24 protein-coding genes are annotated in these 20,899 nt (G+C 43.0%); 12 read left to right on the plus strand and 12 right to left on the minus strand.

Annotated features, from left to right (window positions below):
• Positions 1–25 precede the first annotated feature (25 nt).
• Positions 26–190: a hypothetical protein gene (locus PI95_RS22335; RefSeq protein WP_163519097.1), complete on the minus strand. Its 165-nt coding sequence runs from the start codon at positions 188–190 to the stop codon at positions 26–28.
• Between the two features lie 98 nt (positions 191–288).
• Here PI95_RS22335 and PI95_RS22340 point away from each other — a divergent pair, with 98 nt between their 5' ends.
• The 10 genes from PI95_RS22340 to moeB all read left to right on the plus strand — a co-directional run bounded on the left by PI95_RS22340 (position 289) and on the right by moeB (position 6,557).
• Positions 289–1,020, plus strand: a complete 732-nt coding sequence (locus PI95_RS22340) for a carbonic anhydrase (RefSeq protein WP_039753209.1) — start codon at positions 289–291, stop codon at positions 1,018–1,020.
• Positions 1,021–1,770: 750 nt separating this feature from the next.
• On the plus strand, positions 1,771–2,091 hold the full coding sequence (locus PI95_RS22345) for an ArsR/SmtB family transcription factor (protein WP_039753210.1): 321 nt from the start codon (positions 1,771–1,773) through the stop codon (positions 2,089–2,091).
• Between the two features lies 1 nt (position 2,092).
• Positions 2,093–2,527, plus strand: a complete 435-nt coding sequence (locus PI95_RS22350; protein ID WP_039753211.1) for an SRPBCC family protein — start codon at positions 2,093–2,095, stop codon at positions 2,525–2,527.
• 96 nt (positions 2,528–2,623) lie between these two features.
• Positions 2,624–3,256 carry an ATP-dependent Clp endopeptidase proteolytic subunit ClpP gene (gene clpP, locus PI95_RS22355; RefSeq protein ID WP_052325824.1) on the plus strand — a complete coding sequence of 211 codons (633 nt, stop codon included), beginning with the start codon at positions 2,624–2,626 and terminating at the stop codon, positions 3,254–3,256.
• A 350-nt stretch (positions 3,257–3,606) separates the two neighbouring features.
• A complete protein-coding gene (locus PI95_RS36145; protein ID WP_236117153.1) occupies positions 3,607–3,816 on the plus strand; it encodes a nuclear transport factor 2 family protein in 210 nt (69 codons plus the stop codon).
• The gene (locus PI95_RS36150; RefSeq protein ID WP_236117154.1) at positions 3,813–3,983 is read left to right on the plus strand and encodes a hypothetical protein; all 171 of its coding nucleotides are present in this window, start codon (positions 3,813–3,815) and stop codon (positions 3,981–3,983) included. The genes PI95_RS36145 and PI95_RS36150 overlap by 4 nt, the downstream gene beginning before the upstream one ends.
• Before the next feature lie 251 nt (positions 3,984–4,234).
• Entirely contained in the window at positions 4,235–4,423 is a 189-nt protein-coding gene (locus tag PI95_RS22365; RefSeq protein WP_163519098.1) for a GNAT family N-acetyltransferase, read from the plus strand.
• Positions 4,398–4,664, plus strand: coding sequence for a hypothetical protein (locus tag PI95_RS22370; protein ID WP_163519099.1), 267 nt, complete (start codon positions 4,398–4,400; stop codon positions 4,662–4,664). The genes PI95_RS22365 and PI95_RS22370 overlap by 26 nt, the downstream gene beginning before the upstream one ends.
• Positions 4,665–4,771: 107 nt before the next feature.
• Complete coding sequence (locus PI95_RS22375) at positions 4,772–5,248, plus strand: Mov34/MPN/PAD-1 family protein (RefSeq protein WP_039753215.1); 477 nt, start codon at positions 4,772–4,774, stop codon at positions 5,246–5,248.
• Positions 5,249–5,384: 136 nt separating this feature from the next.
• Entirely contained in the window at positions 5,385–6,557 is a 1,173-nt protein-coding gene (gene moeB, locus PI95_RS22380; RefSeq protein ID WP_039753217.1) for a molybdopterin-synthase adenylyltransferase MoeB, read from the plus strand.
• Positions 6,558–6,641: 84 nt separating this feature from the next.
• Here moeB and PI95_RS22385 read toward each other — a convergent pair whose 3' ends face one another.
• From PI95_RS22385 to PI95_RS22425, 9 genes are all read right to left on the minus strand, one after another.
• Positions 6,642–8,963: an AAA family ATPase gene (locus PI95_RS22385; RefSeq protein ID WP_336507593.1), complete on the minus strand. Its 2,322-nt coding sequence runs from the start codon at positions 8,961–8,963 to the stop codon at positions 6,642–6,644.
• 12 nt (positions 8,964–8,975) lie between these two features.
• Positions 8,976–9,422 carry an HNH endonuclease gene (locus PI95_RS22390; RefSeq protein WP_039753219.1) on the minus strand — a complete coding sequence of 149 codons (447 nt, stop codon included), beginning with the start codon at positions 9,420–9,422 and terminating at the stop codon, positions 8,976–8,978.
• A gap of 13 nt (positions 9,423–9,435) precedes the next feature.
• Positions 9,436–9,702: a hypothetical protein gene (locus PI95_RS22395; protein ID WP_039753220.1), complete on the minus strand. Its 267-nt coding sequence runs from the start codon at positions 9,700–9,702 to the stop codon at positions 9,436–9,438.
• Positions 9,703–9,736: 34 nt separating this feature from the next.
• Entirely contained in the window at positions 9,737–11,167 is a 1,431-nt protein-coding gene (locus tag PI95_RS22400) for a CHAT domain-containing protein (protein WP_163519100.1), read from the minus strand.
• Between the two features lie 286 nt (positions 11,168–11,453).
• Positions 11,454–11,636, minus strand: a complete 183-nt coding sequence (locus PI95_RS22405) for a DUF6887 family protein (RefSeq protein WP_039753223.1) — start codon at positions 11,634–11,636, stop codon at positions 11,454–11,456.
• Entirely contained in the window at positions 11,605–11,805 is a 201-nt protein-coding gene (locus PI95_RS22410) for a DUF6888 family protein (RefSeq protein WP_039753224.1), read from the minus strand. Before PI95_RS22410 ends, PI95_RS22405 begins: the two co-directional genes overlap by 32 nt.
• Before the next feature lie 50 nt (positions 11,806–11,855).
• On the minus strand, positions 11,856–13,499 hold the full coding sequence (locus PI95_RS22415; RefSeq protein WP_039753225.1) for an acetolactate synthase large subunit: 1,644 nt from the start codon (positions 13,497–13,499) through the stop codon (positions 11,856–11,858).
• Positions 13,500–13,618: 119 nt separating this feature from the next.
• Positions 13,619–14,986 carry an NAD-dependent succinate-semialdehyde dehydrogenase gene (locus tag PI95_RS22420; protein ID WP_039753226.1) on the minus strand — a complete coding sequence of 456 codons (1,368 nt, stop codon included), beginning with the start codon at positions 14,984–14,986 and terminating at the stop codon, positions 13,619–13,621.
• Between the two features lie 311 nt (positions 14,987–15,297).
• Positions 15,298–15,873, minus strand: coding sequence for a TetR/AcrR family transcriptional regulator (locus PI95_RS22425; protein WP_039753227.1), 576 nt, complete (start codon positions 15,871–15,873; stop codon positions 15,298–15,300).
• 101 nt (positions 15,874–15,974) lie between these two features.
• Between PI95_RS22425 and PI95_RS22430 the strand changes: the two genes are divergently transcribed.
• Positions 15,975–16,535: a carboxymuconolactone decarboxylase family protein gene (locus PI95_RS22430; protein ID WP_039753229.1), complete on the plus strand. Its 561-nt coding sequence runs from the start codon at positions 15,975–15,977 to the stop codon at positions 16,533–16,535.
• A 375-nt stretch (positions 16,536–16,910) separates the two neighbouring features.
• Here PI95_RS22430 and PI95_RS22435 read toward each other — a convergent pair whose 3' ends face one another.
• Complete coding sequence (locus PI95_RS22435) at positions 16,911–18,050, minus strand: FAD-dependent oxidoreductase (protein ID WP_039753230.1); 1,140 nt, start codon at positions 18,048–18,050, stop codon at positions 16,911–16,913.
• 229 nt (positions 18,051–18,279) lie between these two features.
• Between PI95_RS22435 and PI95_RS22440 the strand changes: the two genes are divergently transcribed.
• The gene (locus tag PI95_RS22440) at positions 18,280–18,933 is read left to right on the plus strand and encodes a TetR family transcriptional regulator (protein ID WP_039753232.1); all 654 of its coding nucleotides are present in this window, start codon (positions 18,280–18,282) and stop codon (positions 18,931–18,933) included.
• 171 nt (positions 18,934–19,104) lie between these two features.
• Here PI95_RS22440 and PI95_RS22445 read toward each other — a convergent pair whose 3' ends face one another.
• The gene (locus tag PI95_RS22445; RefSeq protein ID WP_039753233.1) at positions 19,105–20,730 is read right to left on the minus strand and encodes an adenylate/guanylate cyclase domain-containing protein; all 1,626 of its coding nucleotides are present in this window, start codon (positions 20,728–20,730) and stop codon (positions 19,105–19,107) included.
• Between the last annotated feature and the right edge of the window lie 169 nt (positions 20,731–20,899).

Raw genomic sequence — 20,899 nt, forward strand, 5'->3', positions numbered from 1 at the left:
ACAAGATAGCTGCAAGCGCATTAACTCAAACCGCAGCGTTACAAATTATTTCGGCTGGCGTGGACAGGGAGAGGGGGAGAGGGGGGGAAGGGGAGAGGGGGGGATGGGGAGAAAGAAGAATAGAATTATTCTCCTTGTCCCCTTGTTCCCTTGTCTCCTTGTCTCCCAATGCCCATTGCCCAATTCCCAAAAATTAAATGACTCTTAAACCGTGTAAGAGGGTACTCTTGCATCCATATTAAGTCTGATATGTTCCTGGCAACAACTAAACTGTTGTCAGGTAAATCAATGAGTCGAATTAATGGATTTGTCGAGCGTCGTCATTTCTTAAAGCTGGCTGGTATGGCTGGCTTTGGTATTGCTACTTATAGCATACTTTGGGGCACACAGCAAGCTGTTAATTCACAAACCATACTTGCTGATGCTCATCCAGTCAACCCCAATCCAGTTAGTTCTGATGCAGCTTTAAAAAGATTATTGGATGGTAATAAACGGTTTGTACAGCAAAAACGTCAATATCCAGACGAATCGCGAGAACGTTTGCGATTCGTTTCTAAAACACAGTATCCTTTTGCCGCGATATTGGGCTGTGCAGATTCTAGAGTACCAGCAGAAATTATCTTCGATCAAGGACTTGGAAATTTATTTGTGGTACGAGTCGCTGGTAATGTCGTCAATGATTTGGTTACAGGCAGCCTAGAATATTCTACAACAGTATTGGGTTCTCAGCTAATCCTGATTTTAGGTCATAGAAGATGCGGTGCAGTCGCCCAAGCAATCAAAAACGAGCCACTTTCGGGGAAAATTGGCTTTGTTGTTGAGGGCATCAAACCAGCCGTGGAAAGGGTAAAATTAACAACCGGCGATATTCAAGAAGACGCGGTTCTTGCCAATATTCAATATCAGGTTGAAGAATTGGCGAAATCAACGATTTTGGCTAAATTGGTAAGCGTTGGCAAACTCAAAATTGTTGGCGCTTGTTACGATATTGATACTGGCAAAGTAACTGTTATTAGTTAGATAAATTGGGTTTTTCCGTAAATCCTAACTTTTACATTTGATAATTTACACTCTCTAGAAATATACCTGCATACGGATTAATAATTAGTCAAATGAAGTTGCAATAATCAGGATAGTATTTGTCATTGCGACCAAAACGTAGTGTAGGCAAGCAATATCATCAACGCCCAAAGCGATCGCCGCAATACTCTTCAAAAGTACTGTAGGTAGAACGGTATTAGGCGATCGCCTAACTTTATCAAAGCCTTATGGAAGCTAGCTTAGACTCCACTTGTGTATACGCGGTAGCCGTTTGGGGACGCATAAAGTGCGCGACAGGTGCCTGTGCAACCGTAAACGCTCCCCGTGCGGTTGTTGTATCACTACAATGCGCCAAAATCTCTCAGGAGCGCTCTCGATTCGGGGAGACGCTGCGCGAACGGTATAAAGCGGAGATCCACTCTTTTGTAGCTAGAAGGTGCAAAAAGGTTGCGCTCAATTACTCTCTTTTTTTCCACGGGGGGAACCGATTCTCAAAGTCCCTTGGACGCTCACCTGGACAAAAATAGGACGCCTTATTTACTAGATCCAAGGGTCTCCCACGACAATGAGCGGTTGTTCGCGCTTGCGTCTGGTGAAGGAGAAGGCTGGATGTAAAAGTGTTCATAGTGTTTGTGAAACCCCCAGCATAAAGGGATTTAAAGGGCAAACGAGAACTTTGATCGATTTAATTACTTGACATGCAACCAATTAGTTGCATAATATTCTAATATGAATGTAGTGTTCAAAGCGCTTGCCGATCCGAGCCGGAGGAAATTACTCGACCAGTTGTACAGCCACAACGGTCAAACATTAAGTGAACTGTGCGAACACTTAGAGATGACGCGGCAAGCCGTTACCAAACATCTAGCGTTGTTGGAGGAAGCGAATCTGGTTGTCACAGAGTGGCGTGGGCGAGAAAAACTGCATTACCTCAATCCAGCCCCGATTCAAGACATTTACGATCGCTGGATTCGTAAATATGAACGTCAGCAATTAGAAGCATTAAGTGAATTAAAGCGAAACCTGGAAGCAAACACCAAGGAGCCATAACATGGATCAGCAAAAGTTCGTTTATGTAACCTACATTGCCACAAAGAAAGAAAAACTTTGGGAGGCATTGACCGGCGAAGCATTCACCCAGCAATATTGGGGCGGCAGGCGAATTCAATCTGATTGGCAGGTTGGCTCACCCGTGCAGCATGTTAAGGAAGATGGCGAGTCTGAGTGCAAAGGCGAAGTATTGCAATCTGAACCACCTCATCGGCTTTCCTATACCTTCGAGTCACCTGGCTTCAACGAAGAACGTCCGTCATGTGTGTTGTTCGAGTTAGAGCAAAACGGCTCAACAGTAAAGTTAACGCTGACTCACGATCGTCTCGATGCACAAGCTTACATGAGCATTAGCCGAGGCTGGAGCGCGATTTTGTCTAGTCTCAAGAGCCTGCTGGAAACAGGCGATGTACTAGCTTTGGCTGCCTGCAAGTAATGGAATAGCTAATGGGTAATTAGAGTTTTAATCATTCCCGATTCCCAATTTCTAATTTGAATTTCCAACCTTTGATTCTGATCTGGAGAAACTCGCATGATTCCTACCGTCATTGAACAATCGGGTCGGGGCGAGAGAGCCTTCGACATTTATTCTCGCCTGCTGCGTGAGCGGATTATTTTTCTGGCAGAAACGGTTGAGTCTGAAATGGCTAACCGAATTGTGGCGCAAATGCTGTTTCTGGAAGCCGAAGACCCAGAAAAGGACATTTACCTGTATATCAATTCTCCAGGTGGTTCTGTGCTGGCAGGTCTGGGCATTTATGACACAATGAATCACATTCGTCCGGATGTTTGCACAATTTGCTATGGCATGGCAGCCAGTATGGGCGCATTTCTACTCGGTGCAGGTGCTAAAGGCAAACGCAGCAGTTTGCCCAGTTCGCGGATTATGATTCATCAACCCTCTGGTGGAGTGCAGGGACAGGCAGTAGATATTGAGATTCAAGCGAAGGAAATTCTGTACTTGAAGCGGCAGATTAACGAGCGTATGGCTAACTACACGGGACAACCATTGGAGCGAATAGAACAAGATACTGAACGGGATTTCTTTATGTCCGCACAGGAAGCAGTAACGTATGGCTTGATCGATCGGGTGATCGATCGCCCTACTCTACCCATTCACCCCGAACTGACGTTTCCAACCCAAGCGATCGCATCGCCGACATAGTACTTTTTGGGTTGGTTTGTATGGTCAGTTATGGGTGTGTGCGATGGAGTTTTGGACGGATTTAGCCCTTGATTTGATGCGACTAAAGCCCAACAAACTGACCTATTTTCACTTATGGTTTACGGGTTTACATGCTATGGCTCTTATTCAGTCAGCATTGTAGCCGTGATTAAGGTTATCCATAGTTAACCACGTCGCGTAGCGGCTGCGGTTGAACTTAATTTTATGCAGCCTATGATCTGTTAGTTTGTATTAGATTACACTCAAAAGGACTTAGCCTATGCCGTCCGTCTCTGAACAGCAAATTATTGATGTCGAAGAGCGACTACGATTAGCCATGCTCTCTTGTGATGTCGAAGCACTGGAAGTCCCTAATTTCAGCCGATCTCATTTTCACCAGTCACCTCGGTCAGGTCGTCAGCAAGCAGGACGATCTGGCGTTTCATCGAGCTTATGTATTCAAGTTGCAAACGATCAAACCATCAGAAAGAAAAATAAAGTTTATTGAGGGGCTTGCGATCGTCTCAGTTCGTGTGCAGCTAACCGGCATATGCCGGTGAGTCACCGTTCACAGATGACCTCCGATACACCCGCATCTGGTGTCGTCGCTCCTCCGGCACTTGGCAAATTGTCGCTGGACACAGTAGCGCTGTGCAGGAGAAGAGCTTCTTCTAAATTGCTAGTGAGACCATGCTTTGAAGACTGTTGGCAGGGCGATCGCATTTAATTAGACAGCGTTAGGCAATTCTGAAACGATTGCAGGTTAGTCAATGCAAGTCAGATCTTCTACTCCTGATGACATATCGCTTATTTTCTCGTTCATCCAGAAAAAAGCAGAGTTTGACCGAAACATCGGTGCATTTTCGGGTGTGCTGCAAGTCTCTGAAGATAAGTTACGCACAACCCTTTTTGGAGCAATCCCTTTTGCCTACGTGTTATTTGCGATGTCTTCAGGATGTGAGATTGGGTTTGCATTATATGGCTTTAGATACTCATCATTCGCAGGTCAGGCTAGTATCTGGCTTGATTTTTCTGTTTGTCAATCCAGAGATGAGAAGTCAAGGCGCTGGAGCAGCGTTAATGAATCAACTCGCTCGAATTGCTCAGGAACATGACTGTACCCATCTTGCTTGGAATGCAGATGCAAAGAAACACTCGTGGGCTTAGTTTTTATCATCGGTTGGGTGCAGAAATTACAGAACAGCATGGTCATCGATGTTTTTTGAGGTGGGTTCCGTGGGTGACTGCATTAGATTGCGCTGAACCGGAAAGTCGTAAAGGTTGTCGCCGTCCGGTTAGTTTAAACATTACGCGATCAAATGAAAGCGAAGCTAAAAGTACCGCTAGCAGTAGGTATCAAACACCAGCCCAAGCAGAAGAATTTAAAAAAAACTCCCACAATTCCTAGAGATCATAAAAAAACACGTAATAGCACCTTATTCAGTAGCTTAGTGTGCTTTTCATTTAAGCCAGATTCAGATACCAGAAAATATCATTTAATCTACGTAATTAAAAGTGACGATCAAATTCAGCCAAGAACAATTACAAACCATCCGCACTCATGCGGAAAATATTTATCCGCAAGAATGCTGCGGTATAATTATAGGCTATATGGCATTAGGCAAAACAGTGGTAGAAGTAATACTAACTGAAAATGTCTGGAGTATAGAAACGGCATTCGATTTTCCAACTGATGCAAAAAAAGACGGGAAAACTCCAGACGTACTTAATAAAAGCCGACGATATGCGATCGCACCGGAAATTATGTTAAAAGTACAAAAAGAAGCACGCTCAAGCTCATTAAATATTATTGGTATATACCACTCGCATCCAGATTATCCAGCGATTCCTTCAGAAAGCGATCGCATACTCGCTTGGCAAGAATATTCATATATCATAGTTTCTGTCCCCAACGGCAAAGCTGGTGAAATCAAAAGCTGGCATCTTAATGACACTCACCAATTTCAAGAAGAAGCAATAGAAATTGCATAAAAAAATTAACAATCCCAAATCTTATATTTTCTTCCCCACTCCCCACTCCCCACTCCCCACTCCCCACTCCCCCACCTCCCCACAGCGTCACATTTTTCGGTAGGATTAATATTCCGCGCTTCCACATCAAACTGCTATGCTCAATCCCAATCTGGATGAAATCCAGCTCACAAAAGACGATTACGAACGTTACTCCCGACACCTGATTTTGCCAGAAGTCGGATTGGAAGGACAAAAACGTTTAAAAGCCGCTAGTGTACTGTGTATCGGTACAGGTGGACTCGGTGCGCCGTTGCTATTGTATCTTGCGGCGGCGGGTATCGGACGCATTGGTATTGTTGACTTCGATATTGTCGATACTTCCAACTTGCAACGCCAAGTAATTCACGGTACATCTTGGGTGGGTAAACCTAAGATAGAATCTGCAAAGAACCGCATTCACGAGATTAACCCTCATTGTCAGGTTGATCTTTACGAAACTCGCTTGAGTTCTGAAAACGCTCTTGATATCATTAAGCCTTACGATATCGTCGTGGATGGGACTGATAACTTTCCCACACGGTATCTTGTTAACGACGCTTGCGTGTTGTTAGATAAACCCAACGTCTATGGTTCAATTTTTCGCTTTGAAGGGCAAGCTACGGTATTTAACTACGAAGGTGGACCAAATTATCGTGACTTGTACCCAGAACCACCACCACCAGGAATGGTTCCCTCTTGTGCAGAAGGTGGCGTACTCGGAATTTTACCAGGAATTATTGGTTTAATTCAAGCAACGGAAACTATTAAAATCATTTTGGGTAAGGGTGAAACTCTAAGCGGGCGACTAATGCTGTATGATGCCCTTAACATGAAATTCCGGGAATTAAAGTTGCGTCCCAATCCAGTGCGCCCGGTGATTGAAAAGTTGATAGACTACGAACAATTCTGCGGTATCCCACAAGCAAAAGCAGAGGAAGAAAAACAGCAGATGGAAATTCAAGAAATGACGGTGCAGGAATTAAAGCAGTTGTTAGATAGCGGTGCAGATGATTTCGTCCTGCTGGATGTCCGCAACCCCCATGAGTATGAAATTGCCAAAATAGAAGGCAGTGTTTTAGTACCATTACCGGATATTGAAAACGGTGAAGGTGTTACAAAAGTTAAAGAATTACTAAACGGACACCGCTTAATAGCTCATTGTAAAATGGGCGGGCGATCGGCGAAAGCTTTGGGCATCCTCAAAGAAGCGGGAATTGAAGGTACAAATGTTAAGGGTGGTATCACCGCTTGGAGTAAAGAAGTAGATCCGTCAGTGCCAACGTATTAATTTTTAAACGCAGAGGGACGCGGAGGTATTTATCTTTCTCTGCGAACCTCTGCGCTGACTTTGCGTTACTTTGCGTTTCAATTCTTACTTCTGGGCAAACCACTGCCGAATCAACTCGACTTGGAAGCGATAGCCATCTTCAGCTTCCTCAATTAGCTCACGCCTTAAGAGTAAGTTAATGGAGCTGTCGAAACTATCTGGAAAGTCACGGGATAAAGCTTTTTTACTCACCGTTATACCTTCCCCTTTTTCTGCTAAGAAGCGCAAAACTTTTAACTCCGATTCCTTAATTTGGTTGTTTTGAATATCAGCGAAGAAGAAACTACCATTTGTCAAAGCCTGTGGCACAGCTGCTTCTACCTCCTTAGAAGTAGCTAATCTTCTTGAACCTGGACGTTGTTGATTCTTGATATCAACAATTTCATTACACAGAAGCTGCACTAGACATGGGTGACAACGTGTAAGTTCCAATACTCTCTCAACAGCATCAGGTTCATAATGTAAGGGAAAATTTTTAACAGGTTGTTCAATGAGTTGACGGGCTTCTTCTTCTTGCAAGTAGCTGATACGTAGGACTTGTACATTGATTAAGTAGCTAGCCCAACGCTGATATTCTTCTAAAGTATGGGAGCCTGCTAACAGCACCTTAAAACGGGGACGATGTTGTATCAAATTACGTAGCATACCCAATACGTCCTGCTCATCAAAGCGTCCTTTTGCTATAGCGTTGTCCAGCACTTCAAACTCATCTAGGGCAAGCAGTACAGTGTTATCCTCTAAAGCTTGCTCAACTTCATCAAGCCATTCATCAAACCGGGTGAAAGGATCAAGCGCTAACATTTCTCGCGTTAGGGATGGAAGGGTCAAACCTCTTTGCCTACTAGCTGAGTTCATCATGCCTCTAGCAAGGTTGTAGAGAAAACCTGAATAGTCAGTTGTTCGTGAAGCTGACCCTTGTAAATCAACAAACATCGGGATGATAGTATTAGGTAATAGGCGTCCTAAGTTATTGAGCAGAGATGTTTTACCCATTCGCCTTTGACCGTAGAGTAGTAAAGGTGGACGACGCCGATCTATAAGTAGTTGTTCTATACGAACACTTATATCAGTACGTCCAACAAATATTTCCTGCTGTTCTGAAAGGGGTATACCTGTGATGTACGGAGAATCGATTTCTTGACGTAGTTCAGAGGCTTTTGCCAGTTCCTCTACACAGTTAGTTATTATCTGACTCCAACGTATAGAAATAGGTTGCAATCGGATGGCATATTCATCATTGCTTATGGTTAACTCCCTCGAAACAGCATCCAAACGGTCAGCAACAGCTTTCAGGCTAAGACGCTGATTATAAGTTGTTGCTTGGTTCAAAGCAGCATTAACATCTTCACTGAAACGATTGAAGCTCCTAATAAGTGAGCTGACTAATGTTTCCAGTTCCAGTTCACTAGTAGCTAAATCTCTATGAACTTGACGCACAGCTTCCAAATCAGCACAGCTTTCTATTCGGCGTGTATCCATTTCAATCAGTGCAGTTTGTGCAGCCCAGCGTTGAGGACTAGTACTTAAGTATTTAATAGCGGCTTTCCCCTCATCAGGGTTACGTTCCATCACCAATATCAAGTGCTTTTCCAAGCCTTTTAACGGTCTATGCTGCCACTCATCCCAGAATGCTGAATGATAACGCAAAAGATTAGTTATACTTTTGCTTTTAACACTGTCAAATCTATAGAGAAGTTTGTTGAATAATTTAATTAAGGGAACGAATGCCACAAATCGCATAAGTTTCCATATAAGTGTTATGATATTTGCTATTTTGCCAATCCTTTGTAATATTTTGCCAAAAACCACATTGATTGGCTCTCTATTATTATTTTTATATAATCCAAAACCCAACCAGAAAACAAAAATACCGATAGTAATTGCAAATAAACGAACTGACACTTCAAAAGCAATACCAAAAGCTATACTCTCGATTATGCTAATGAATAAGCCACAAGCTAGGTTTACCGAGACTCCAAAATAAACACCAACAACAAGGCTGATTAATGTACCAAAAAAAACGTTAAATATAAACTTTTCTGTTGACTTCCCTAATATTAATAACAGTAAGTTAAGAGATAAATTCAATAGCAAAGGCAGAATTAAATATCCTTGTAACAGTAGCACCCACAAATCAAAATTTCGCCGTTTAACACGGTTCCATGATTGCGATTCAGGATCTAAAGCTGGGTCAATACGCTTTAGGTGATTCCGCCAAACTGAGGGACGGAAGACAATCCAAAACAGTAGTTGTAAGCTACCCAGGAGCAAGTTAGGGTGCTGTTCGGGTGCATGGGTGTAGACTTTGGAGTAGTCAGTGTGGGGCATGGGATTTTGTATTTTATAGTTTTGATTTTTGATTATCACTACCTAGTTTCTTTAACTTTGAATTGGGTCATTTGCTGGTGGATGTCTTCCAATTTCTCTATCCGCAGCGCGAATGTTAATTATTCTTTCTCGATTAAATCCTAATGCTGTAACTGTAGCGCGTCCCTTTGGTGTCAAACCAAGAATCGAGAGTGCATCTGATAACCAAATAAAGTGTTTTTGCCAGCTATCAGTTCGAGGGTTAAACAAAGGGACTTCTACACCTGATTGCTCATCAAGTGCTGTGACTTTATCTGATTTTTGGCGATTACAATGAAAACAAGCTAACGCTAGATTCTCCAGACAATTTACGCCACCTTTACTGAGAGGAATAACATGATCCACTGTAAAAGGTACATACTGCCATTGTTCTGATGCGTGACAATATTCGCACAGATAATTGGCGCGTTGGCGAACTTGATGTTGAGTCGCTTCACTAATATAACGATTAGCAGACAAATCTGTAACTCCCCTATTTTGAATTTAGTGAAGCATTTCTGATAAGTCGATTAACTAAACTGATATAATCGTCTAATTCTTCATATTCATCTAATTCATTTTCTTCTTCAAAAGTGAGTGCAGTTTCTTTTTGTTTAGCTAATAATGTTTCAATGCGGTTTTGTACCAGGCTAGAAGCCCGAAATATAGGCACTCCTTCTTCTAACTCAATGCGGATAGCTCCATCTAGGGGCAAACTGTTAGGTAAGTGATTCAGTTTTATGGGCAAATTAGTTGTCATGGTATTTATCCCAACCTTTAATTTCAGTTTATCGCTACAATAAATGAGCAAATGGCTGCATTTGTCGCAACCCTTCATCTCGCCAATCATCGCTATTATCCCCATCTTCTAAAATAAACAATCTTTCCATACAAAGAATTTGTAATAAAAGTGGAAAACAGCGACTTTGTGTTAAAATCCACTCTACATCTTCATCAGAAAATGGAATAGGAGAACTTGCTATCAATTCCCGCGCTTCTGCTTCTGTCAGCGCTCCCAATGTGGCAGTATAGCCGAAAATATTGAAGAAGGGTGAACTATGTCCGGTATTATGTGCTAGTTCAATCGGTGAAGAATGGGTTGCTAAAATAAACGCTAAATTACCATCTGTAGAGTTTGTAGCTAAAGAACGCAAACATTCCCAAAATCCATCATCAAGTTCTGGACAGCGTTGCAATCCTACGCCAATTTCATCTAATAAAATAACTGTGGGATTATGCAAATTTTCACTCACCAAATCCATAAAATAATCAAGATTACAAGGATTTGGTACTTTCATTCCCAAAGATTCTAAAATGTAACTTAGTAGTCTTTCTCTGTTTGCCATGCGTTGGTCTTGAAAGTCTACGAATATCCACTTGTAATTTTCTGGATGCGGTAGGCAATCAGACTTTTGATTGAGGCGTAAATCTTCTGCTGGGGTGGTGGTGATGTTTTTCAGGTAGTGCAGCAGGGAGGTTTTACCGCTGCGCTTTTTACCGATAATGGCAGCGTTTTGTAGGGGATGGCGTTTAAGTAGGTTGAAAAGGCGTTTAAGTTCGTAATTACGTCCGAAAAAGTAGCGAGGATCGGTGATTGGGGTTCCAGTGATGAAAGGCGATCGCTCTTCTTTTTTTCTTCCTACTTCCGGCTTATAATGTTCTTTTGTATACAAACCTGGCTTAAGATGTTCTGGAATACCCTGTAGTTGAATTTCTACGCAACCAAACTGATAAGCGTCTTCTATTGAACGATTTGCGGCTAATGCTTTATAAAAACCAACTGCGAAGGCGATCGCTGCTTTATCACCGATAGCGTCATTCATCCCAATTACAAAGGGGATATGTTGAGCGATCGCAACAGCCTGTATTTCAGAATAGCAGGCATTCAGCACCACACAATTAACTTGCAATGAGAATAACTTGAACATTGCAGCTAAAGCATCAGGCTTTACAGGCTGAACTTTACCTACTTCATTTTCAAAACACAGTTCACCTGTACTCTTACCATGTCCAGAAAAGTGTATAATCTGCGGTTGAATATCAAATATCGCTTGTGTAATATCCCCGACGCGGACTGACTCTTGCTGTTCAAGTTGATACTTTTCTGATTTGGCTATTTGCAGCCTTGCTTTAATATCTCGCAACTCTTGAAATAATCTTAACCGAGATTCATCACTCGGATCGGCTGCTAAAAACAGGATTTTTACCGGGATATCACTGTTCATTCATGAAACAATGAAAGTAACATTGTTTATCAATGTTTATATATTATATGATGTCCTTTGAAATCACCCGTAATAAAAAACCTCTCCCTGCTTTTACTACGCAAAACCTGTCCCTCTCCGAGTCGGAGAGGGACAGACTTGAACTTTAGTTCAAGGCAGGGAGAGGTCAATTCGGGAATTATGGTTAATTTGCCGAACATCATATTACCTGATGGTTTATGGGAACCTACCCCAATATCCGCGCCCGTAAACGTCATCGGGGTTTAAAGTTCTCTTATCGGTTTCGTTACTGTGGGTTTGATGAGCGTTTGCGCTGAATAATCTCAGGTAACTCGTCTATGTTGAGGGGTTTGGCGTTTGCTCTAATTCGGTCTGATAACTCGTAAAATGCTTCGTTATCGTCTGGGTGCTGCAATACGTAAGCTCTCAAATCGCCTTTACTCATCGTTTTGAAATTCGGTTTGGTCATAACCAACTCTTCCTTCTTTGTCAACTGTTATCTCTATCTCGTCACCCGCCAGAATGACCAAATCATCTGTTCTTTCATCTATTCTGACTAAATATATGGGTAGAAATATTTTGGTTAACAAGTACGATCGCCGGAATAGTTCTTTAAGTTGTTCTACTGTTGGCTCCATCTTACCTCCTCGTTAACTCCTATATGGGCGGGTTCCCCCGCCCCTCTTTCCTAGACTTGGCAACTCAACTCGCCGGCTTTTTGACTAAAGCGGCTGTTTTCGCGATAATCCACAGGACAATCTATGACTGCGGGTACATCTTGTGCTAAAGCTTCTTTGAGAATCGGAACTAAATCAGTAGCAGATTCAACGCGATAGCCTTTTAAACCCATACTTTCGGCAAATTTGACAAAATCAGGATTGCCAAAATGCACAAAAGATGATCTACCTTTGCCAAAATGATTTTCTTGTTTCCACTCAATTAAACCGTAGCCACCATCATTAAAAATTAAGGTGACAAAAGGTGTACCAACGCGCAAAGCTGTTTCTAATTCTTGGCAATTCATCATAAATCCACCATCACCAGTTGCAGCTACAACTTTACGATTCGGATGAACGAGTTTTGCAGCTAAAGCACCAGGAATGGCAATTCCCATTGCGGCAAAGCCATTAGAAATAAGACAAGTATTCGGACTATGGCAATGATAATGACGGGCAATCCACATTTTATGTGCGCCGACATCAGATATGACAATATCTTCTGGTCCCATCACTTGCCGCAAGTCATAAATTAACTTTTGTGGCTTTATCGGAAATCCATCATCATTGGCGTATTGTTCGTAATCGGCACGAATACTTGAGCGTAAAGTGATGGCAAATGGGTTATGTTTACCTTGTCTATCTGCTAATTTTAAAATCTCATTCAGAGAATCAGAAATATCCCCAACTACTTCAGTACGAGGAACATAACTACTATCAATTTCTGCCGGATTTGCCCCAATATGAACAATGGGAGTTTTACCGCTAGGATTCCATTTTTTCGGGGAAAATTCAATCAAATCATAGCCGATCGCTATCACTAAATCTGCATTATCAAAGGCACAAGTGATAAAATCTCGCTGTTGCAATCCCACTGACCACAATGCCAAAGGATGAGTATAAGGAATTACACCTTTACCCATAAATGTATTGGCAACAGGAATATTCATCTGGGTAGCAAATTGCGTCACAGCGTCGCTAGCTTGAGCGCGAATCGCTCCATTTCCCACTAATATTAACGGATTAACTGCCTGGGAAATTGCCGCTGCTGCTGCCCGAATACTCGCAAAAGAAGCATAGGTTTTTTCGATATTATGCTTCTGCAAAGGTTGCCCTTCTACAGGCATGGCGGCAATATTTTCCGGCAAATCAATGTGAACTGCACCGGGTTTTTCAGTTTGCGCTACTTTAAAGCCTTTTCGCACAACTTCTGGTGTAATACTCGGTCGGACAATTTGCTTAGTCCACTTTGTCACCGGGGCAAACATTGCTACCAAATCTAAATATTGATGCGATTCGATGTGCATTCTATCTGTGCCTACTTGCCCGGTAATCGCTACCAAAGGCGCACCATCCAGGTTAGCATCCGCAACTCCCGTCATCAAGTTGGTTGCCCCAGGACCGAGTGTAGAAAGACACACCCCGGCTTTTCCGGTCAGGCGTCCGTAGACATCTGCCATGAATGCCGCACCCTGTTCGTGACGGGTGGTGATAAATTGAATGGAAGAATTTTTCAACGCTTCCAAAACGTGCAAATTTTCTTCTCCAGGGAGTCCGAAAACGTATTGCACTCCTTCATTCTCTAAACACTGTACCAGTAGATCCGCTGTATTCATTTAATTAATTCCGTCACTAAAAGATTTAGATCGGGGGAGTGGTGAGTGGGGAATGGGGAGTGGGGAAAGAAATAAAATCCCTACTCCCCATTCCCCATTCCCTACTCCCTACTCCCCAATCATTTCACCCACACTGTTTTAACATTGACAAACTCATGTATGCCCTGAATACTCAATTCTCGTCCATACCCTGAACGTTTAATTCCGCCAAAGGGCATCCGGGGGTCGGATTTAACCATACTGTTGATGAATACGGCACCGGCTTCGATTTCGGAAATTAAGCGATCGCTTTCCCCTTCATTTTGCGTCCAAGCACTTGCACCCAAGCCAAAGGGTGTACCATTTGCGATCTTTATCGCCGCATCGATATCCGGAACCCGAAATAACATCGCCACGGGTCCGAAAAATTCCTCTTGTGCGGTGGGGCTATCTGTGGGAATATCGGTAAGAATCGTGGGCGGATAGTAGTTACCAGGGCGATCGCTATCAGGTTGTCCACCGATGAGGATTTTTGCCCCAGTTTTGAGACTTGCTTGCACTTGTTCGTCTAAATCTTGGAGAATACCGGGAGTTGCCAAAGGTCCTAAGTCTATGTCTGGTGACATGGGATCGCCAACTTTTAGGGCTTGGAATTTTTCTAGAAGTAGTTTTTCAAATTTATCGGCGATCGCTTCCACCACAATAAAACGTTTCGCTGCAATACATGATTGCCCGTTATTCAACATCCGCGCTGTAGTCGCTGTTGCAACTGCTGTTTCTAAGTCAGCGCTTTCTAACACGATAAACGGATCGCTTCCGCCTAATTCTAAGACGACTTTTTTAATTTGTTTCCCCGCAGCAGCAGCGAGTGATGCACCTGCGGGTTCGCTTCCTGTTAAGGTGGCAGCTTTCACTCTGTCGTCAGCCATTAGGTCTGCTACCTTGGCAGCACCAATTAATAGTGTTTGAAATGCACCTTTGGGAAAACCTGCCCTTTGCATGATATCTTCAATTGCCAAGGCGCACTGCGGCACGTTAGAAGCGTGTTTCAGCAAGCCGACATTACCCGCCATCAGTGCCGGTGCAGCAAAGCGGAATACTTGCCAAAAGGGAAAATTCCACGGCATGACGGCGAGAATTACACCTAATGGTTGGTAGCGGACAAAACTACGACTCGCATCGGTTTTTACTTCCACATCGGCGAGAAATTCAGCCGCGTGTTCGGCGTAGTAGCGACATACTAAGGCGCATTTTTCGACTTCAGCGATCGCTGCTTTGTAGGGTTTGCCCATTTCTAGGGTCATTATCTTAGCAAAGTCAGCTTTTTCTTTGTCTAAGATATCAGCAGCTTGTTGCAGCCAGTGCGATCGCTTGCTAAAGTCAGTTTTGCGATACTCATCAAAAGTCAAACCTGCCAAATCCAACGATTCGGCAATTTCCGCATCAGTTAGCGGCTCAAAAGTTTTCAGTGTTTCCCCTGTAGCGGGATTAATGGTGGCGATCGCCATAACCTGACTTCCCGTTGAAAATAACTTACAGTAGCTTTATAGTCTTACACATAGTAATTGCGGCAGCTACCACCCAAATTCTAGTCTGTTAAACAAGATTTGGTTTGTTAATGTTAAAGTTTCGCAACTTAAACCTAAATAAAAGATACAAATTGCATCTGTATTTATATTGATTTTTTCGTGGGAGGATGTCACTTCTCCATCGCCCCCAAGCTTTCAACGATGCTATATGAGATAGAGAAAGCATGCACAGGACTTACGCAAGATTGGCGAAAGTAATAGTTATGGTTAATTTTCTGTGAGTCTTGATTTCAATTTCTCAGGTTGGCATCAATGAGAACTGAAAGTGCAGTTTGAGCAAAAGTGGCACCATCAGGTGATTGTTCAATGGTTGCCATTAAACTTGCGCCGCCAATGAGAAGCAAATACTGCTGCGAAAAAAAGTCTGGATTTTTAATACCCGCTTCTGCTGCTAATCGCATGATAATTTGGCGAATCGATTCCCGTAGATTGATTGAAACCTGATGCGCTTTATGGGAAGCATCAGCAATTTCCAAAACCGCGTTGATGAACGGGCAACCTCGAAAGTTCGGACTGGCGTACCATTCCCGCAGCACATCAAAGGTCGCTAATAACCGTTCTTTAGGTGTATTGCCACGCTCTGATACTGCTGTCTCAAACCAGCATATCCACGCTTGTGCCCGATACTTCATCACTTCTTCAATTAACAGGTCTTTCGACGGAAACCATCGGTACAGCGTTCGTTTGGCAACGCCTGATTTTGCGATAACTTCATTGATGCCCACATGCTGAATGCCCTTCTGGTAGAACAGTTCAGATGCGGTTTCGAGGATTTGCTGTCGAGCGTGACTAAATTCAGCGGTCATAATTAGATGAGTAGACAAACTTGTCTCCTTTGCCATACAATAACATCTAAAATAGGTATACAAGGTTGTCTACCTAGACACCAATTCAAAGGCAATTACCAGTGGATTTTCCCATTTACACAATCGACACTGCCCCGGAAGCATCCAAAACAGCCTTAGTTCATGCAAAGGAAACGTTTGGGTTTATTCCGAATTTAGAAGGGATTTTTGCCCAAGCCCCTGAATTGCTCAAAGGTTCGATGGCGCTGTGGGATTTATTTGAGGCTACCAGTTTCAGTCCTGTCGAACAGCAAGTGATTTACCTGACGGCAAATTATGAACACGAGTGTCACTACTGCATGGCAGCCCATTCTGGTCTAGCAAAAATGATTGGCATGTCTGCTAATGATATTCAAGCGCTCCGCAACGGCACAGCCTTGAGCGATCCGAAATTACAAGCTTTGCGTCATTTTACCCAACGCATGATTCAGATGCGGGGTTCGGTTGAAGATAAAGAGATTGAGGAATTTTTAGCGGCAGGTTATACCCAACAGCAAGTGCTGGAAGTAATTCTTGGAATTGCAATCAAGATCATGCACAATTATACAAATCACATTGCTAAAACACCCCTCGACAGACCGTTTCAACCCTACGTTTGGTCAAAGCCTGCGGTAACAGCGTAAATCACTTTTTAGCAAAGTGGAGAGACAATTGCGTTGCGGTCATAGTATGCAATTGTCTCTCAACTGCGATTTGTTTTCAGAGCATAATTCAGCAATAATGTCTAACCACTAACTCCTAACAACTTCCCATGTAGCGGGATTAATGGTGGCGATCGCCATTACCTGACCTCCCGTTTAAAATAACTTACAGTAGCTTTATAGTCTTACACATAGTAATTGCGGCAGCTACCACCCAAATTCTAGTCTCTTAAACAAGGTTTGGTTTCTTAATGTTAAAGTTTCGCAACTTAAACCTCAATAAAAGATACAATTTACATATGTATTTATACTATGTAAATTTATATTGCTTGGGCTGATAGCACCATCTTGGCTTTGTTAAACCCTGTAAGCTTGAAGGGCATTAACTTTGTTCTTCAAGACTGGTGTAGGTAGCAACTTCATGAATATTTCCCGTAATGCCACAGCAGCACGATTCTCCCATTGACCAAGTTTCGCTGCTTGTAAAGACTCTTCAACAATCATTTTGGTGCGAGCAAACCTCTGTGATTCGTACTGTTCAAAAGCAGCTTTCGTGTCAGATGCAAGCAAACATTTGGTAACAACAATCGCATCTTCAAGTGCCATGCACGCACCCTGTCCCAAAGTTGGCAGTGTTGGATGTGCAGCATCACCCAGCAAGGTGATATTTTGCTGACTCCAAGGCTGAGTAGGCACGCGGTCATAAAGATCGTTCCTGAGGATGTTTGCTTCATCTGTAGCTGCAATCAATTCAGGAATAGGCTCACACCAATCTTGAAACATCAACTGAAGCTCTTTTTTGCGTCCGATCGCTGCGTCAGGTTGTCCCTCGGTTGCTTTGGCTGCTACATACCAGTACATACGTTTTTTGCCAATCATCACAAAGCCAAAGCCTCTGCCATAGCCTAAAAATTCGCGGATGCAATCATGACGGTGTGCGCTGGGGATGTAATCAGTAAGACCGCGCCACGCCGTAAAACCACGATATATCGGTTTGCCATCACCTAAAAGTTGCGATCGCACACGCGAATTGAGACCATCCGCTCCAATCAAAGCATCGCTCTCAACAGTTAAGCCTGAAGCGAAATGAATGCGAACTTTGTTTCCTACTTGCTCAAACCGCTCAAACGCTTGACCGAAAACAAAGCGATCGCGTGGTAAGTTACGCCACAGTATAGCGTGCAAATCCGCACGATGGATGCATATAGCTGGAACCTCGAAATGGTCAACCGGCAAGGACATCAACTCCTCACCGCTTTGCGAGTTGAATTGATAACGTGCGATAAATTGACTTGCAGATAATGTGTCTTGCAACACACCTAAATTTTTCAGAACATGCGTAGCGTTAGCCCAAAGAGCCACTCCAGCCCCTACTTCCGGCAATTCGGGGGTTCGCTCGTAAACCATAACATCAAATCCGGCATGGTGGAGTGCAAGCGCGGTTGCTGCACCACCAATTCCTCCGCCAACAATGACAATTTTCTTCGCTGTTTGCATCTGCTTAATTTTCTAGAAGGTATACTATTATAAGCATTTTGCGATTTTAATCGACTTACTTGTCAGTCTATTAAAATATATTGTGCATGACAATGTATATAAAGATTTCTAAAGTCTATTAACCCAATACCTTCTCTCTCCGTGTCAGCGATGCACTGACTCTTAAACTTGACAGCAAGCGTTTTTAGAATCTAAGCTGACTGACAAGTCTGTTGAGGATTGTAATTGCGTGGCACGTATTGTCAAAACAAGTCGATCGTATGGTACTAAGCAAGTTCGTGATGCTGAAGCAACCCAAGCTATTATTTTAGAGGCAGCTGAAGAAGAGTTTGCCAAGCATGGTTTAGCAGCAGCTCGAACAGAAGCGATCGCTGCAAAGACAGGGGTTGCCAAGTCAATGATTTACTACTACTTCAAAGATAAAGAGGGTTTGTATCGAGCTGTTTTAGAGCGATCGCACTCAGAACTGATCCAAACGAATCAACAATTAGACTTGGATCAACTTTCACCGGAAACAGCATTAAAGCAGTTCCTCACTGCATTGCTCGATTGTGTATCACGCAACCCCAAACTACCGCTGATAATGCTTTATGAAGCCGTGCAGAATCAAGGACGGTACTATAAAAATTCTAGCTCTTTAACCATTGATACCACCCTCATAACAATTTTAGAGCGAGGTATCGCTACTGGAGTATTTCGCACTCTCGATCCATTTCAAGCAGCAATCAATATTATGGGAAGTTGCTTGTTCTACTACATTGGTCATGAAAATATTAAGCATCATGCACGCGGTAAACGTCTACTCAGCAAAGCAATGCTCGAACAACATACTCAGGAAGTGATTTCGTTTACCTTAGCTGGTGTACAATCCCAAAAGCAATAACTCAAAGCGAATTGTTAGTTGTTAGTTGTTGGTTGCTGGTTGCTGGTTGTTAGTTGTTAGTTGTTGGTTGCTGGTTGCTAGTAGTCAAAATGTACCACAACCACTAACTCCTACTCCTACTCCTAACTCCTAACTCCTAACCACTAACTCCTAACCACTAACCACTAACTCCTAACAACTTCCCAAATGATGCATTTTCGTCTGATAAACTTTGACTAATCGATTAATCCCTTTAAAACGATAATGTCCCATCTCTTGAAAATCGCAGCGTTGCGAAAGCATTTTATAAGTAACTTCACTGATGACACATTCACTAGGAGGACAAACAGCCTCCATCCGCGCCGCGAGATTAATAGTTGCGCCTAAAGCTGTATAATCTACTCTTTGGGAACTGCCGACATCGCCAACGACAGCCTTACCGCTGTTAATCGCAACACGTAATTGTAGCGATTCTTGCCAAAAACCATTCGCGTTAAGCTGTTCGAGACGAGTTAACATACCCTTGGCAGCAGCGACGGCTCTATCTGCATGATCTAATTGCGGTTCCGGTGCGCCAAAAAATGCCATAATACAATCGCCAATATATTTATCTAAAGTGCCGCCCCAGCCAAACACTTCTTGTAACATTTCTTCAAATAAATTATTTAGTAATTGAGCAACTTCAGTTGGTGTAACTCGTTCGGAAATTGCTGTAAAGCCGACTAAATCGGCAAATAAAATGCTGATTTCAGTTTCTACGGGTGCTAAACGACCATTGGGCAATCCTCCCACAGATATCAACTGTTGCACAACTGCGGGAGAATGATAGCGTTCTAATCTTTGGCGAATTACTTCTTCAGTTTTGAGTTTTTCTACTAACAACCAACGTTGAACGCTAGAAGCGACAAGATTTGCTAAAGCGGAAAAAAAGCTTAATTCTTCCTCACCTTCATTGTCCCAATGATAAGAAGAAAGAGTAGCATCAGCATAAAGAACGCCGACAACTTTATTTTCATCCCATAAAGGTACAGCCATCGCGCTGCGAATACCTTTGATTAAAATGCTGTTTTCTCCAGCAAATCGTTCATCTTTTTGAGCGTCAGCAGTTTGAATCGCGACTTTTTCTGCAAATACTTTTTGGCAAATACTACGACTAATCCAACTGCCATCGGCTGCTAAATTTTGTTGTTGAAAAGCTCTTCTAGTGGCAGAGTTCATTAACTCTAGTTTACCGCTTCCATGCACATCAATTAACAATGCCAAGCGATCGATACTGTCGAGGTAACGAAAAATAACTTGCTGCACCTGTGAAAAAATTTCTTCAATAGATGCGGCTGCACACAGATTCTTGGCTATATCTACTAAGTCTTTGAGTCGGGCAATGGTTTGGTCTTTATTAGTTGTCTCCCCGTCCTTAGCGTTAGGTTGTATCCATTTTTCTTGCAATTGTTGGACATTGCGAAGAATTGTTCTTTGTTCAGCAACTTCCTGTTGTCTGGGGCTGAGTGGCGGTTCAGTATAATCTGCATACAGCACTAGTAAACTAACATCGCCCAGCCAAACAATATCGCCGTGCTGCAACTTTTGAGGAGAGGTAACAAGACGTTCATTTAATTGCGTGCCGTTTTTGCTGCCCAAGTCTTCAATAGTCCACAAATCGGCGGCAATTTTCACTAAGCGGGCATGGCAACGAGAAACTCCCCCAAAAGGTAAGTAGAAGTCACATTCGGGCAAACGTCCGATGGTGAATACATCTTGATTCACCGTCACCGTTGTGTCGTTATCTCCCTCTTGTAGGCGTAGTTTGAGTTCAGTCATGACAATGATAGATTAATCCACCGAAGCTGGGGTGCAAGCAACCAATACGGTAAAGGATACGCCAAGGGTTAGCCCTACGCTAAAACGCCGACATTACGGGACAGCCAAGTTTAATAGATCCAAGGGCACAAGAGCGACTATCAAAGGATGAAGGAACCGTCTCCGTTTT

It is taken from the genome of Hassallia byssoidea VB512170 (assembly GCF_000817785.2).
Classification (GTDB): Bacteria; Cyanobacteriota; Cyanobacteriia; order Cyanobacteriales; family Nostocaceae; genus Hassallia; species Hassallia carrinoi.